Below are 13,886 nucleotides of genomic sequence, written 5' to 3'. Positions count from 1 at the left end.
ATTATGCTTGCAGAAATAATTACAATAGGAGACGAAATTCTTATAGGGCAAATCGTAGATTCGAATTCTGCTTTTATGGGAAAAGAGCTTAATAAAATTGGAGTTGATGTGTATCAGATTAGCTCGATTAGTGATGATAAGCAGCATATTCTTAATGCAATTGATGAAGCCAAAAACAGGGCTGATATAATCTTAATAACTGGTGGTTTAGGCCCTACCAAGGATGATATAACAAAGCATACTATTTGTGAATATTTTAATGATACTTTAGTCGAAAATACAGAAGTATTACATCATATAGAGGTGCTGTTTGCAAAGTATATTTCTACACCAATATCTGATATTAACAGACAGCAAGCCTTAGTTCCTAGCACAGCAAAAGTATTAATGAATCAATACGGTACTGCGCCTGGAATGTGGCTCGAAAAAGAAGGTAAGGTATTTGTATCTATGCCCGGAGTTCCTTTTGAGATGAAAGGATTAATGAAAAATGAGGTGTTGCCAAGATTACAAAAAAGATTTGATCGACCATATATACTTCATAAAACAGTGCATACATATGGTATGGGAGAGAGTGCTGTTGCCAAAAAGATCGAAGATTGGGAAAATGATTTGCCGTCATTTATAAAATTGGCATATTTACCTAATTTGGGTAAGGTGCGATTACGCCTTTCTGCAAGAGGAGATAATAAAAAATTGCTTGAAGATACGATCGAGGACAGAATTCTTGCGCTTCATGAAATTATCGGAGATATTATTGTAGGTTATGAGGATGATGAAGCTATAGAAGCACGAATAGGATATCTGTTAAAAAAACGAAACGAAACTCTAGCTTTAGCCGAAAGTTGTACTGGAGGTAAAATTGCAGAATCATTTACTGCTATTGCAGGAGCTTCTCAATATTTTAATGGGGGGGTAGTTACGTATGCTACTCAATCTAAGGTCGATATTCTTGGGATTAATCCAGATAGTATAGAAGAGTTTTCTGTTACTAGTGCCGAAGTAGCCCAGGCAATGGCTGAAGCTGTTAAAAAGAAATTTAAATCAGATTATGCAATTGCGACAACAGGTAACGCTGGTCCAACAAAAGGAGATGGAGGAGTTGATGTGGGTACTGTTTTTATTGCTATATCAACACCACAAAACACTTTTGTTAAAAAGTATGAGTTTGGTAATCTTCGTGAACGAGTTATAGGTAAAACAGTGCATAAATCATTTGAACTGCTGTTGGAAGAATTAAAAAATAATTAAATAAATTTTAAGCACTTTTTTTAGTCCAGTTAATGGCATCTTCTAAATCGTTAAATTGGTGAAACGGTTTTTTGGCAAAGTGTTTTTCAACTTGTATAGACTTTTCACAAAGGTTGCTATAAGTCACAACACCATATCCATTAAAGTTTTCCATCCCATTAAGGGGACAACTTAAATAATCTACTGGTGAAATAGAATGTGAATTAACCCTGTTAGAGATATATGAAAAAGGTTTTCCGTCTCCATAATGTTTCAAAACCAATGGAATAAGGTCGTTGAGCTTTTCTAGAGTTATTACTTCTCCTTCTCTTATTTCTGCTATAAAATATCCTTCAAAAAAATAATACGTACCCAAAGTAAGATCGTATTTTTTGATTAGTTTGTCATTTTTAGGTTGCATGAAGTGTTGTTTTTTTATTAGTGAAGGATAAGTCGTTTAAAGAAGGTGTTCCTTTCATTTGAATACTGATTTACAGTGTTTTATGTTTTTTTTTTACCACTTGCGAGCCTTATAGTTGATAACTTTAAAAATATAATGGGTGTTATTATCTCTTGATTTTGCAATCAAGAGATAGGGAATTAATCTGGAATAATTAATTGCTCGGCCCAAATAATAGCTTCTTCTAAGCTATGAAAAATTGCTGATGGTTTCTTTAAAAATGATTGTTCTAGCTCTGCTACATTGCTGTTAATAGGGGAGTAGGTCACTACAGCAACACCTTTTAAATTAGGAAATAATTCGGATGATTTGAAATGAGATGTAGGTTCAAAAGAATACGAATGTATCCGGTTTGATATGTATACAAATGGAGTTTTTTTTCCGTAATATTCCTTGCCAAGCATAAACATTTGCGCGGCTTTTTCAAAATTAAGAATAACTCCTTCTTTTACTTCAACAATAATAAAATTTTCATAGAAATGTACCGTTCCAAAATCGAGAACATGCTTTCTAATAAGTCTTTTATTAATTTTCCAAGACATAATACACAAAAGTTGGTATATCTAAGATAGACTAATGATTTTTCTAAACCAACAAGTATTTTGGTTTTTCTGGATAGAATTAGAATGACATTTTTGATTTAATCATCACTCATCACCAAACTTTCAGCCCATTGTATAGCAGTGTTCAAGTTATCAAAAACTTGAGTGGGTATATTTAAAAAAGTTTGTTCTAATTTTGCAATCTGTTCATTTAAAGAGTTGTAAATCACGATACCATATCCCTTGGCGTTAGGAAACATTTTGGCAGTTTTAAAATGTACTGTTGGTTCTAATGAATATGAATGAACTCTATTGGCTATGTAGACAAAAGGAGTTAAATTGCCGTAATATTTTTTTGTGTATTTAGAAGATACCTGTAAAACTTCGTTTAATGTGATAACCGTTCCTTCGTCAATTTCTGATATTATAAAATTCTGGTAATAATAAAAAGTGCCAATGTTTTTGATGATATGTTTGGCTATTAATTTATCTTTAAAATTTTCATACATTTTGACGAATATTTGTTATCCTATGAGAATGAGTTTTAAGAGGGGTATGATGAAATATACAATATTCTATGAGGAATAAAAATGCTAAAATGAAACTTAAAGAAAAAGATAAAAAAATACAAAACAATAATTGGTGGTTCGGTAAATAATTCGTTAATTTGCACCCTGTTTTGAAATAATACCAAAATTAAGAAGAGATGTCAAGAGTTTGCGAGCTTACAGGAAAAAAAGCAATGGTTGGGAACAATGTTTCTCACGCGATGAATAAAACAAAACGTAAATTCAATGCGAATTTAATTAAAAAGCGTTTTTACATTCCAGAAGAAGATCGTTGGGTAACACTTAAAGTGTCTACTGCAGCATTAAAAAATATAAATAAGAACGGAATCTCTGCTGTTATTAAAGAAGCAAGAGAAAAAGGTTTCTTGAATAAATAATCTCCTTTTTTAAAAGATACTACAAATGGCGAAGAGAGGCAATAGAGTACAAGTTATCTTAGAATGTACAGAGCATAAAGCTACTGGTAAGCCAGGTACATCAAGATATATTACAACAAAGAACAAAAAGAACACTCCTGATAGAGTAGAATTAAAGAAATTTAATCCTATTCTTAAGAAAATGACTGTTCATAAAGAAATAAAATAATAAGACATGGCAAAGAAATCAGTAGCGTCATTACAGACAGGATCAAAGAGATTAACTAAAGCCATAAAGATGGTGAAGTCTCCAAAAAGTGGAGCTTATACTTTTGTAGAATCTATTATGGCTCCAGAAGCTGTAAATGACTTTTTAAAGAAAAAGTAATTCTCTTGTAAAAATATTTTAAAAAGAAGCCGTTTCAATTGTATTGAAATGGCTCTTTCTTTTTATATTTAACTACTCATATATGAGTAGTTAATTTTTTTTAGTTTTTATCATATTGAATAATATAAATGGCGCTTTTTAAAAATATATTTTCTTCAGACAAAAAAGAAACACTTAATAAAGGATTAGAAAAATCTAAAACGAGTTTTTTTTCCAAGTTAAGCAAGGCGGTTGCTGGTAAATCCAAGGTGGATGATGATGTTTTGGATGAGTTAGAAGAGATATTGGTAACAAGTGATGTTGGGGTTAAAACCACAATTAAAATTATAGAAAGAATTGAAAACCGTGTTGCTCAGGATAAATATTTAGGAACAGATGAGTTAAATCAAATCTTACGTGAAGAGATAGCTGGTTTATTGTCTGAAACAAATGTAGGAGAGGCAGCAGACTTTGAAATCCCTAAGGATAAAAAGCCATATGTTCTTATGGTTGTGGGGGTTAATGGTGTTGGTAAAACAACAACAATAGGTAAACTTGCTTTTCAGTTAAAAAACAAAGGGTTAAAGGTCGTGTTAGGAGCTGCGGATACATTTAGAGCAGCTGCAATAGATCAATTACAGGTTTGGGCTGATAGAGTAGATGTTCCTATTGTAAAACAAGATATGGGAAGTGACCCTGCATCGGTAGCTTTTGATACACTACAATCAGGCGTTAATCAAGATGCAGATGTAATTATTATCGATACTGCCGGAAGGTTACACAATAAAGTGAATTTGATGAACGAATTGACCAAAGTGAAACGAGTAATGCAAAAAGTGATAGGAAACGCTCCGCATGATGTATTGTTGGTTTTAGATGGTTCAACAGGTCAAAATGCGTTTGAGCAAGCTAAACAATTTACAGCTGCGACCGAGGTAACGTCTTTGGCAGTAACAAAGTTAGATGGTACCGCCAAAGGTGGTGTGGTTATCGGAATAAGCGATCAATTTCAGATTCCTGTAAAGTATATAGGTGTAGGAGAAGGAATCGAAGATCTTCAGGTATTTAATAAGTATGAATTTGTAGATTCTTTTTTTAAGTAAAAAAAGAATCGTTATAAAATAGTTAAAAAGACATTTTGATGATTTCAAAGTGTCTTTTTTTTTTGTAATTTCCTTATCGGGAAAACATTATTAACCATTAACGACAATTTTTTTTAATGATTATATTCAAGAAAAGTAATATTTTAAGTATCCTATTTTTGGTTATTTTATTACCATCATCAATTAATGCTCAAGATCAAATAGCTGATGATCAATTGCTTTGTCAGGTGTTGGATTCAAAATCAAAGTTTCCAGTTCTCTATGCAACCATTAGATTTACAGGAACTAATAAAGGTCTAATAACAGATGATAAGGGAGAATTTAGGCTTGTACATTCTATCCAATCCGAATCGTTAAATAAGATAAGTATATCTTCGATAGGATATAGAACCAAAGAATTGAATCTTAGTGAGCTTCAAAAGAATCAAATAAATATTATTTATCTACAACCAGATGTTGAAGAATTAGAAGAGGTCATATTAGTTTCTAAGACCCCACAAACTTCTAAAAAAAATAAAAAACCACAACTCAGTGCCGAGGCTATTGTTATAGAAGCATTAAAAAAGTTGTCTGTTAATCATCCAGCAAGACCTTCTTCTTATATTGCTTATTATAGAGATTATCAGCAACCGATAGATGATTCGTATGATAAGTTTTACGATCGTAAAAGGAATACAGAGTATATCAATCTTAATGAAAGTATTGTAGAGGTTTTTGATGCTGGTTTTAGTACGGATTATTTCTCTAATGAACAAAATCAAACTTTTGTGTACAGATATCATCAAAATTCAGCTTTTGTTCAGGACACAACATTGTCTGTTCCATACGATAATCGAAAGAAAAAATATCTTGAAAATGTTATTATTCCTCCATTTGGAGGAAATGAATTGAGTGTGCTCAATGTAACTAATGCGATTCGAAACCATAGTAAAGTATCCTTTTCTTACGTTAATGTTTTTAGAGCAAATTTTCTCAAAAATCATTTTTTCGAAATTAATGGTATTAGTTATCTTGATGGCATGCCTATTTATGAAATTATTTTTAAGGCTCATGAAAATATATCAAGCAAAAAATATGTGGCAAAAGGAACAATTTTTATAGCTAAGAAAAACTTTGCAATTCATAAACTTAACTATGAGGTTTATGAAAAAAGATTTAAGAAGATGTTGTATGGTGTAACTACGGAGTATGCTCCTATCGGAGAAAAAATGTATTTAAATTATATCACATTTAATAATAGATTCCAGGTCAAAAGCGATGATCATTTTAAAGTAAAACATAAGAGTTTGAATGTTAAGGATCTTTATTTAGCGAATAAGTTTTTTGATGTTGAAGATGTGTTTTTTGATGTTTATTTTAGTAGGGAGGTAGATAAAAATACGATAGGTCCTTTTAATAAAAAATTTAAAGTAACATACTCGTATAGAGATTTAAAGGTTGAAGTGAAAAATGTTTCAGTTTTTGGTGATCATGTAAGAGTGTATATTGATAAAAAACAATTGTTTTCATTACCGAATTTTAATAAAGAAACTTTCCCTAAAGAGATTAGATTAAATATTAAAAATATTAAAGATCTTGAGGGCAATGTAATTAATAAAACTCCTAAAATAACATTAAATCAATACAGAGAAATGTTTGTACAAGAGGTGTTTCCTGATAAAGAATTACCGCAGGATGTAACTGCTATGAATAAATATACACCCTTGTCGACATCTGAAATAAATGATTTCGAGAAAAAAAATGAATATTGGTTAAATACTCCTTTAAAAAGAAATAAAAATCAATAAGCTTGATTAAGGTATTTTTTGAATTTTAATATATCAATTCCCTATGAAAAATATAAGTGTAATCGTTTTGATAATTTTTCTTTCCTTTTCGTGTAAAAAGAAAGAAAAAGAAACTAAAGTCGTTGAAGAAAAACAAGCCAGAATTACTTGGCAGTCTTATGATGAGACACAAGATTTGGCGGCAACTCAAAAATTGGAGCAAACGAGAATGCATCTAAAGCTGGTGAACTCAAAAGTGCTAGATAAAAATGATATATGGAAAGAGTTAGAACCAGAGTTAGATTACTTCCCTGAAGAGAAGTATACCCTTTTAAGAGATCTTATTTTGGAAAAGGATATTCCGACGATACAACAAAGTATTATTGATGGAGAGCTTACCTATGAGGAGTTAACCCTTTTTTACATCTATAGAATTAGAAAATATGAAAGTGATAATACGTTGTCTTTAAATGGCGTTATATCCCTTAACCCTAAGGTAGTTGATCAAGCAAGAGCTTTGGATAAAATCGATAAAAATACTATTGATGTAAATTCGATATTCGGTATGCCAATATTGCTTAAAGATAATATCAATACCAAAGGGATGATTACCACTGGTGGTGCCATTGCACTTCAGAATAATAAAACTGGTAATGCATTTATTACACAAAAGCTTTTAAGTCAGAATGCATTGATTTTGGGTAAGGCAAATTTAAGCGAGTGGGCATATTTTATATGTTCTGGCTGCCCTGTTGGGTATAGTGCAATTGGTGGACAAACTATGAACCCTTATGGTAGAATGATTTTTGAATCTGGAGGATCAAGCTCAGGAAGCGGAGTAACAGTAGCTGCCAATTTTTGTGTTGCAGCAGTGGGAACCGAGACAAGTGGATCTATTTTATCACCTTCAAGTCAGAATTCTGTAGTAGGACTAAAGCCGACAATTGGAGTCTTAAGTAGAACAGGTATAGTGCCAATTTCAAGTACTTTGGATACACCCGGCCCTATGACCAAAAATGTTATTGATAATGCAATTCTTCTTAATGCGCTCATCGGAAAAGATATAAGTGATGATACTTCTATTGAAGTAAAAGTAAATTTTGTAGACTCAATCAAAGATGCGAGCCTCAATAAGATGCGTTTTGGGGTTATTAAAGAATTCTTAGAAGATTCTATTTATAACCTTGCTGTTGAAAATTTAAAGAAATCAGGAAGTGAGATTATAGAGATCGAACCAAAACAAATACCATTACCAGGTTTTTTGAGTATACTAAATATTGATATGAAAAATGATTTACCTAAATATTTAGAGAATCATGCTGGGGATCAAGTTTTGATTAAGAATATTGAAGATGCTGTTGCTTTTAATAACAAAGATACCATGTTAAGAATCCCATACGGACAGCAATTGTTTGAAGGGATAATAGCTGATAGTACTTCGACCGAAGAATTAAATACAATAAAAGAGAATTTAAAGAGGGATGCTCGTGATTATTTTGATACCTCAATAGATAAACATCAGTTAGATGCTATTTTGTCTATAAACAATTATCATGCAGGATATGCAGCTGTGGCAAAGTATCCAGCATTAACTGTTCCTATGGGATATAACGAAAAGGGAGAGCCAAAAGGCCTTACTTTTATTGCAAAACAATATAATGAGGCTAAACTTTTGCAGTTAGGTTATGCCTATGAACAAGCTACAAAAGAACGTAAAATACCTTCTAAATATGCTAATTAATTAAAAGATTAATTCTTTTCCAGAGTTCATTATCAAAACTAGAGGGGCCTAAAAGTGACTCTCCTGTATCATCTCCCATTCGTATTACTACTAGGTTTTGACTGGGTACAACATATAATTTTTGATCATTTTTGCCTAAACCAGCTATAAGGTCTTGGGGAGCTTCAGGTATAAGTTCTCCTGCAAATTCAATTTCGAAAGCAGGAGCTCTAAAGCTACTTTTTCCATTTAACCACCATAAATATCCATATGATGCATTCATATTTTGAGATGTTGTTGTCATTTGGTTAAAATACTCTTCGTCTTCAAGAATCTTAGTTGTACCCCAAGAACCTTTATTTAAATTTAATAACCCAAAACGCGCCATACTTCTGGCGTTACTATAATATACATTTGCATAACCTAAGCTTATCCAAGTGCCGTTCATGCCGATTGGATCCCTTAGTTTATGATTAAAATAATTAGTGTAAGTTTGATTAGAGGCATTGGTAATAATATCTGCAAGCAGTGTATAAGCTGCATTGTGATAATACCAAAATGTTCCCGGCGTATTTAAATATGTTAAGCAATCCATATCGGTACAGTTTTGATTACTTACATTGTAATCCAACCCTGTAGACATTGTTAAGTGATTACGTACCGTAATTGTAGCTTCTTGTGTGTTTGATATGGATGCCCATTCTGTTCCTAAATACGTTGAGGAACTTTGATTTATATCTAGTAACCCTTCTTGTTGAGCTATGCCTGTTGTAAATGCAGTTAACGTTTTTCCTGCCGAATACCAGGGATTGTTATCTGAAGCAGAGGCCCCATTAAAATATTTTTCGACAACAATCCTACCGCTTTTAAGGATTATGAATGCTTTTGTGTCGTTATCTTCTAAAAAATTATAAAGTTGTTGTTCTTGATCTTGGTTCCATTCCAAGTCTTGAATACTTAGTGTTTCCCAATCATTAGAATCTATAGGAGGGAAGTATAATTTGTTAAGATCTGGAGGAATATCGACAACCATTTCATCAATATCTGTAGATTCGTTCGAACAAGAAATTAATCCGAAAATAGATCCTAAAAACAAGATATTAATCATTTTCATAGTTTAATATTTATAGATTTGGACTATGTAATATACAAAAGGTTTAATTGAAGAGATATTTTAATACATAGAGTTATTCAATTTATGCAACAAACTTTGATTAATCATTGTATCTTTGCACACCTTTATTCAAGCATATGAGAACAAAGACATTAAAAAAGAATAAAATCAATGTAGTTACCCTCGGTTGTAGCAAAAATGTATACGACAGTGAGGTGCTAATGGGGCAATTAAAAGCAAACAACAAAGAAGTAGTTCATGAGGAAGAAGGCAATATTGTTGTAATTAATACCTGTGGTTTTATTGCCAACGCTAAAGAAGAATCGGTTAATACTATTCTTGAGTATGTGCAAAAAAAGGAAGAAGGATCGGTTGATAAAGTCTTTGTGACTGGGTGTTTGTCGGAGAGGTATAAGCCTGATTTAGAAGAAGAAATCCCTGATGTAGATCAGTATTTTGGAACTACAGAATTACCTGGCTTGCTTAAAGCATTAGGTGCAGATTATAAACATGAACTAATAGGTGAACGTTTAACAACTACACCAAAAAATTATGCTTATCTTAAAATAGCCGAAGGATGTGATCGACCATGTTCGTTTTGTGCTATTCCATTAATGCGAGGAAAACATAGCTCGACACCAATTGAAGAATTGGTTATAGAGGCAGAAAAATTAGCTGCAGATGGTGTGAAAGAATTGATTTTAATAGCTCAGGATCTTACTTATTATGGATTGGATCTGTATAAAGAAAGAAAATTAGCAGATCTTTTAAAAGCATTAGTTAAAGTAGATGGTATAGAGTGGATACGGTTACATTATGCGTTTCCCACGGGTTTTCCAATGGATGTGCTAGATGTCATGAAAAAAGAGCCAAAAGTATGTAACTATATTGATATTCCTCTCCAACATATATCAGATCAGGTATTGAAATCTATGCGAAGAGGGACAACCAAAGCGAAAACTACCAAGCTTTTAAAAGAGTTTAGGACTGCAGTTCCCGAGATGACTATAAGAACTACATTAATTGTTGGATATCCAGGAGAGACTCAGGAAGATTTTGAGACCTTACGAGATTGGGTGAAAGAAATGCGATTTGAACGCTTAGGTTGTTTTACCTATTCTCATGAAGAGAATACGCATGCTTTTAATCTTGAAGATGACGTTCCTGAGGAGGTTAAAATGGAAAGAGCGAATGAGATTATGGAAATCCAATCTCAAATTTCATGGGAATTGAATCAACAAAAAATAGGAAAAGAATTTAGAGTAGTTATAGATCGAAAAGAGGGGCAATACTTTGTGGGTAGAACGGAGTTTGATTCTCCAGATGTAGATAACGAAGTTTTAATTGATGCATCAAAATATTACTTGAAAGTTGGTGATTTTTCAACGGTTAAAGTATATGAAGCAGAGGATTTTGATCTTTATGCAGAAGTAATCTAATAAAATTCAATTTAGTTCTGTAACTTTTTATCTAGATAAGGATATGCTAATTCTTTTAAAAAACATATAGAAAAAAAATAGTAAAAGAGGGGATCTATATATAGATCCCCTCTTTTTATGAGTATATACCGCGATTATTTTTTTTGGCTAATTCAAATAGTACCGCAGTAGATATAATTTGTTAAAGAGTTGTAATAATAACAGATTCACTCCATTGGCTAAATGTACCTTCTGAACATTTAGTTCTAACAATTACTATGTAATTTGTTAAAGGTTTTAAGTTTCCAATAGTTACATTGTTTGTTTCGGCAGGAATAAGTGTAGAGTCATTAAGAATAGCAGTAGATGTATCATCTATAGATTCTGGTTGTTCTACATATCTTACCTCAAAGCTAGTTTGTTTAGTAGTTTCTGTGATCCAGGTAACATTAATCGCTTCGTTAGAAACTTCATTAGCGCTTAACCTTTGTGGTATGCCACATGAAGTTGAAACTGTATCAGGATCGATTTCGATATCTACATTTTCAAGATCTTCACCAGTTGTACCAATAGTAGTTGCATCATTTGCGATGTCAAATTCTTCAGCTTCGCATGAGATTAATACAGCAACAAGAGCAAGTAGAATAGGGTATTTTTTAATCATTTCAATTTTATTTTGGAATTAGTTTTTGTTTCAAATCGAGGGCAAAAGTATCTAAAAAAAGCATTCAAAATCTTAAAGTTTCTCTAAGGGATATCTTGTAGAATTGTTATTGATGTAATTTAACACAAGGGAATATTTAACATGGTCAAAGGGTATAGTTCTAAATTGATAATGATTCAAGAAAAACAGATGATATATCCTTAAAAAAAGTGATTTTTTTTATTAAAATGATAAAGTTAATTTTTTCAAAAAAAGCCATATTGTTAACAATTTGGTAATATTGGAGCTGTTATTTACATTAGTTTTATCATTTTCTTATAAAAAACATCTTTTATAGTGTAATTATGTAATTCTTTTTAGAGATTGTTTTGCACTCTTCAATAAATTAGAAACCTAAATGTGAGAAGTGAAATTTTAGAAGTTTGGAAACAAATAATTGAAGCGTGTTTTTAAATATTTCTTTCTGTTTTTTTAGATAGTTTTTCTCTTTTTATTTTAGTTGTAGAACTAATATTATATTAAAAAGAGATGGTTTTTGCCTTTCTATGTGTTGTAGAATTTTTTTGTTTTATAAATGTTGATTCTAAAATCAAAAAGATTGATTTATAATAATAAATTATTTGGTGATAAAATCAATAATATGGGGCATAAGATCTTCATGTAAGGGTAAGTTTGGATTGCTATAGGTTGCTAAATTTTTGTTGATATCAGCACTAACTCTTTTTAAAACATGATTCATCTCATCGATGAGTATTAATTTTGCCCTTCTGTTAGCTTCTCCCATTTTTTTGGCTTCTTCAGTGGTAATCTGAATATCCGTACTACCTTGAATAATTAAAATAGGGATATTTAGTTTTTTTATTTCTTCTTGGGGATTATAAGAAATAAATGATTTTAGATAACCTTGTATCTCTGGCCTAAAAAGAGCAGCCAAAAAAGGAGGAACACTATCAACTTTGTTTCCATTCTTAATATTGTCTAAAATAGGAAAGGCTGCATCCTTTGCAAACTTTGGTTGCGAAGATAACTGACGTTTGATAGTGTTATAACCAGAATCACTAATTCCGGCTAGGCATATAATTTTATCTACTTTGGTTGTTTGTGCTGCCAAGATCCCAACTAAGGCACCAAGACTGTGACCAGCTATTATTACATGATCAAATTCTTTTTGTAGATAAGTAATGCACGCTATGGCATCACTTACGTATTGATTAAAGTTAAGGTGTGCTTCATTAAAGGTATCATTAATGCTTTTTCCGACTCCCCTTTTGTCATACCTTAATGAGGCAATGCCGTTATCATTAAGAGTTTCGGCTATGATTTTCATACTATTGTTAGTATATCCTGCATTTAATACGTTGCCATCTCTATTTGTATTACCAGAACCAGATATAAGTAAAACTACTGTATTGGCTTTGTTAGTAGGACTTAAAATGGTTCCTGATAATGATAGACCATCCGATAAAATTTCAATTTCTTGTTGTGCAAATAAAAGATTTGCATGTACAATTAGTATGAGTAGTATAGTTAGATATTTTATTTTCATTAGGATTCTAATTTTCTGTATATTGAGTATGAATATATGATTGGGATCAGAATTAGCATTAAAATGATACACATGGTGCTATACCATGCCATGATCTGTAATATGGGTATCAGGTTCACTAGTATGATAATACATCCTCCAAAAAACCATAAACTACTTCCAAAACGATGTGTACGTCGCCAGACTATATCATTTTCTAAAGCCCAAGGAGTGCGGATACCTATAAAATAATTTGGTTTTAAACTTCTGAAATAATTGCCAAAAAGAATAAATAAGACACCTAAAAGAATACTTAAGTAATTTTTGAAGTTGGCAAGGCTATTAATATTTGCGTAGATCATGAGTATGAAAATCATGGCAATAAGCGAAGTCATGATAAATCTCAAATGATGAAATTTATTCCCCATTTCCGAAATTCTTTTTTTAGGATCTATATAAAGAGCAGATAATAATAGTAGATATGTTAATAGAGAGAGTACTATTGCCATTATCAAAAAGTTCAACTTACTATCCCATTTGTCTGGCTCACCAAATATATTGTAATGCACAGGAATATTCTCTGGAACATTTTTCCAGCTAAATATCAGATAAAGGATCGGAGATGCTATCAGTATCCAAAACGGAATTTCCCTTCTTATTTGAAACTTCATTTTTTTCTTCTTTTAAATTATAAATCCATTGAAACAATTCATCTAACACCGATGTGTTTATGGAGTATGTAACAAATTGTCCGTTTTTGACAGAAGTTATTAAATCTGCTCTTTTAAGAATGTCTAAATGATGAGAAATACTGGGTTTGCTAATGTTGAAAAAATCGGCAATCTCACCAGCATTTAGATCCTTTTCTTTTAGTAGTGTAAGGATTTCTCGCCTTGTTTTATCGTTTAAAGCTTTAAAAACGGAATTCATAGTATTTATATATTTAGACAAATATCTAAATACTATTTTAAAATACCAAATGCGATTGTTGAATTTTTGATAAATACACCATGCGTCCAGGTATAATTTGATACTAAAAAAGAGGGGTTATC

15 protein-coding genes and 1 pseudogene are annotated in these 13,886 nt (G+C 31.7%); 8 read left to right on the top strand and 8 right to left on the bottom strand.

What is annotated here, in order from left to right; genetic code table 11:
- The first annotated feature begins 3 nt into the window (after window positions 1-3).
- Window positions 4-1,251, top strand: coding sequence for a competence/damage-inducible protein A (locus DK508_RS00795; RefSeq protein ID WP_109298832.1), 1,248 nt, complete (start codon window positions 4-6; stop codon window positions 1,249-1,251).
- 7 nt (window positions 1,252-1,258) lie between these two features.
- Here DK508_RS00795 and DK508_RS00790 read toward each other — a convergent pair whose 3' ends face one another.
- From DK508_RS00790 to DK508_RS00780, 3 genes are all read right to left on the bottom strand, one after another.
- Complete coding sequence (locus DK508_RS00790) at window positions 1,259-1,651, bottom strand: hypothetical protein (RefSeq protein WP_109298831.1); 393 nt, start codon at window positions 1,649-1,651, stop codon at window positions 1,259-1,261.
- Between the two features lie 179 nt (window positions 1,652-1,830).
- On the bottom strand, window positions 1,831-2,232 hold the full coding sequence (locus DK508_RS00785) for a hypothetical protein (protein ID WP_109298830.1): 402 nt from the start codon (window positions 2,230-2,232) through the stop codon (window positions 1,831-1,833).
- Between the two features lie 98 nt (window positions 2,233-2,330).
- Window positions 2,331-2,741 carry a hypothetical protein gene (locus DK508_RS00780; RefSeq protein ID WP_109298829.1) on the bottom strand — a complete coding sequence of 137 codons (411 nt, stop codon included), beginning with the start codon at window positions 2,739-2,741 and terminating at the stop codon, window positions 2,331-2,333.
- Window positions 2,742-2,938: 197 nt separating this feature from the next.
- On the opposite strand from DK508_RS00780, the gene rpmB reads away from it, so the two are divergent.
- The 6 genes from rpmB to DK508_RS00750 all read left to right on the top strand — a co-directional run bounded on the left by rpmB (window position 2,939) and on the right by DK508_RS00750 (window position 8,134).
- Entirely contained in the window at window positions 2,939-3,178 is a 240-nt protein-coding gene (gene rpmB, locus DK508_RS00775; protein WP_109298828.1) for a 50S ribosomal protein L28, read from the top strand.
- Window positions 3,179-3,203: 25 nt separating this feature from the next.
- The gene (gene rpmG, locus DK508_RS00770; protein WP_109298827.1) at window positions 3,204-3,386 is read left to right on the top strand and encodes a 50S ribosomal protein L33; all 183 of its coding nucleotides are present in this window, start codon (window positions 3,204-3,206) and stop codon (window positions 3,384-3,386) included.
- A gap of 6 nt (window positions 3,387-3,392) precedes the next feature.
- Entirely contained in the window at window positions 3,393-3,545 is a 153-nt protein-coding gene (locus DK508_RS00765; protein WP_082422566.1) for a DUF4295 domain-containing protein, read from the top strand.
- Window positions 3,546-3,673: 128 nt separating this feature from the next.
- Window positions 3,674-4,627, top strand: a complete 954-nt coding sequence (gene ftsY / locus DK508_RS00760) for a signal recognition particle-docking protein FtsY (protein ID WP_109298826.1) — start codon at window positions 3,674-3,676, stop codon at window positions 4,625-4,627.
- 116 nt (window positions 4,628-4,743) lie between these two features.
- Window positions 4,744-6,414 (top strand): carboxypeptidase-like regulatory domain-containing protein, encoded by a 1,671-nt coding sequence (locus DK508_RS00755; RefSeq protein WP_109298825.1) that lies wholly within the window; start codon window positions 4,744-4,746, stop codon window positions 6,412-6,414.
- A 43-nt stretch (window positions 6,415-6,457) separates the two neighbouring features.
- On the top strand, window positions 6,458-8,134 hold the full coding sequence (locus tag DK508_RS00750) for an amidase family protein (protein ID WP_109298824.1): 1,677 nt from the start codon (window positions 6,458-6,460) through the stop codon (window positions 8,132-8,134).
- Here DK508_RS00750 and DK508_RS00745 read toward each other — a convergent pair.
- Window positions 8,127-9,227 (bottom strand): serine hydrolase, encoded by a 1,101-nt coding sequence (locus DK508_RS00745; RefSeq protein ID WP_109298823.1) that lies wholly within the window; start codon window positions 9,225-9,227, stop codon window positions 8,127-8,129. The two genes, DK508_RS00750 and DK508_RS00745, sit on opposite strands and share 8 nt — an antisense overlap.
- Window positions 9,228-9,364: 137 nt before the next feature.
- On the opposite strand from DK508_RS00745, the gene rimO reads away from it, so the two are divergent.
- Window positions 9,365-10,666: a 30S ribosomal protein S12 methylthiotransferase RimO gene (gene rimO, locus DK508_RS00740; RefSeq protein ID WP_109298822.1), complete on the top strand. Its 1,302-nt coding sequence runs from the start codon at window positions 9,365-9,367 to the stop codon at window positions 10,664-10,666.
- Between the two features lie 181 nt (window positions 10,667-10,847).
- Here rimO and DK508_RS00735 read toward each other — a convergent pair whose 3' ends face one another.
- The 4 genes and pseudogenes from DK508_RS00735 to DK508_RS00720 all read right to left on the bottom strand — a co-directional run.
- Window positions 10,848-11,309 (bottom strand): fibronectin type III domain-containing protein, encoded by a 462-nt coding sequence (locus DK508_RS00735; protein WP_109298821.1) that lies wholly within the window; start codon window positions 11,307-11,309, stop codon window positions 10,848-10,850.
- Between the two features lie 616 nt (window positions 11,310-11,925).
- Window positions 11,926-12,855 carry an alpha/beta hydrolase gene (locus tag DK508_RS00730; RefSeq protein ID WP_109298820.1) on the bottom strand — a complete coding sequence of 310 codons (930 nt, stop codon included), beginning with the start codon at window positions 12,853-12,855 and terminating at the stop codon, window positions 11,926-11,928.
- Window positions 12,855-13,505, bottom strand: coding sequence for an SdpI family protein (locus DK508_RS00725; protein ID WP_109298819.1), 651 nt, complete (start codon window positions 13,503-13,505; stop codon window positions 12,855-12,857). Before DK508_RS00725 ends, DK508_RS00730 begins: the two co-directional genes overlap by 1 nt.
- Window positions 13,506-13,512: 7 nt before the next feature.
- A pseudogene (locus tag DK508_RS00720) lies at window positions 13,513-13,764 on the bottom strand (autorepressor SdpR family transcription factor); the annotation flags it as partial.
- Window positions 13,765-13,886 lie beyond the last annotated feature (122 nt).

The organism is Aquimarina sp. AU474 (genome assembly GCF_900312815.1).
Lineage (GTDB): Bacteria > Bacteroidota > Bacteroidia > Flavobacteriales > Flavobacteriaceae > Aquimarina.
The sequence above is the reverse complement of the archived record's forward strand: the minus strand, read 5'-3'. Positions and strand labels throughout refer to the sequence as shown.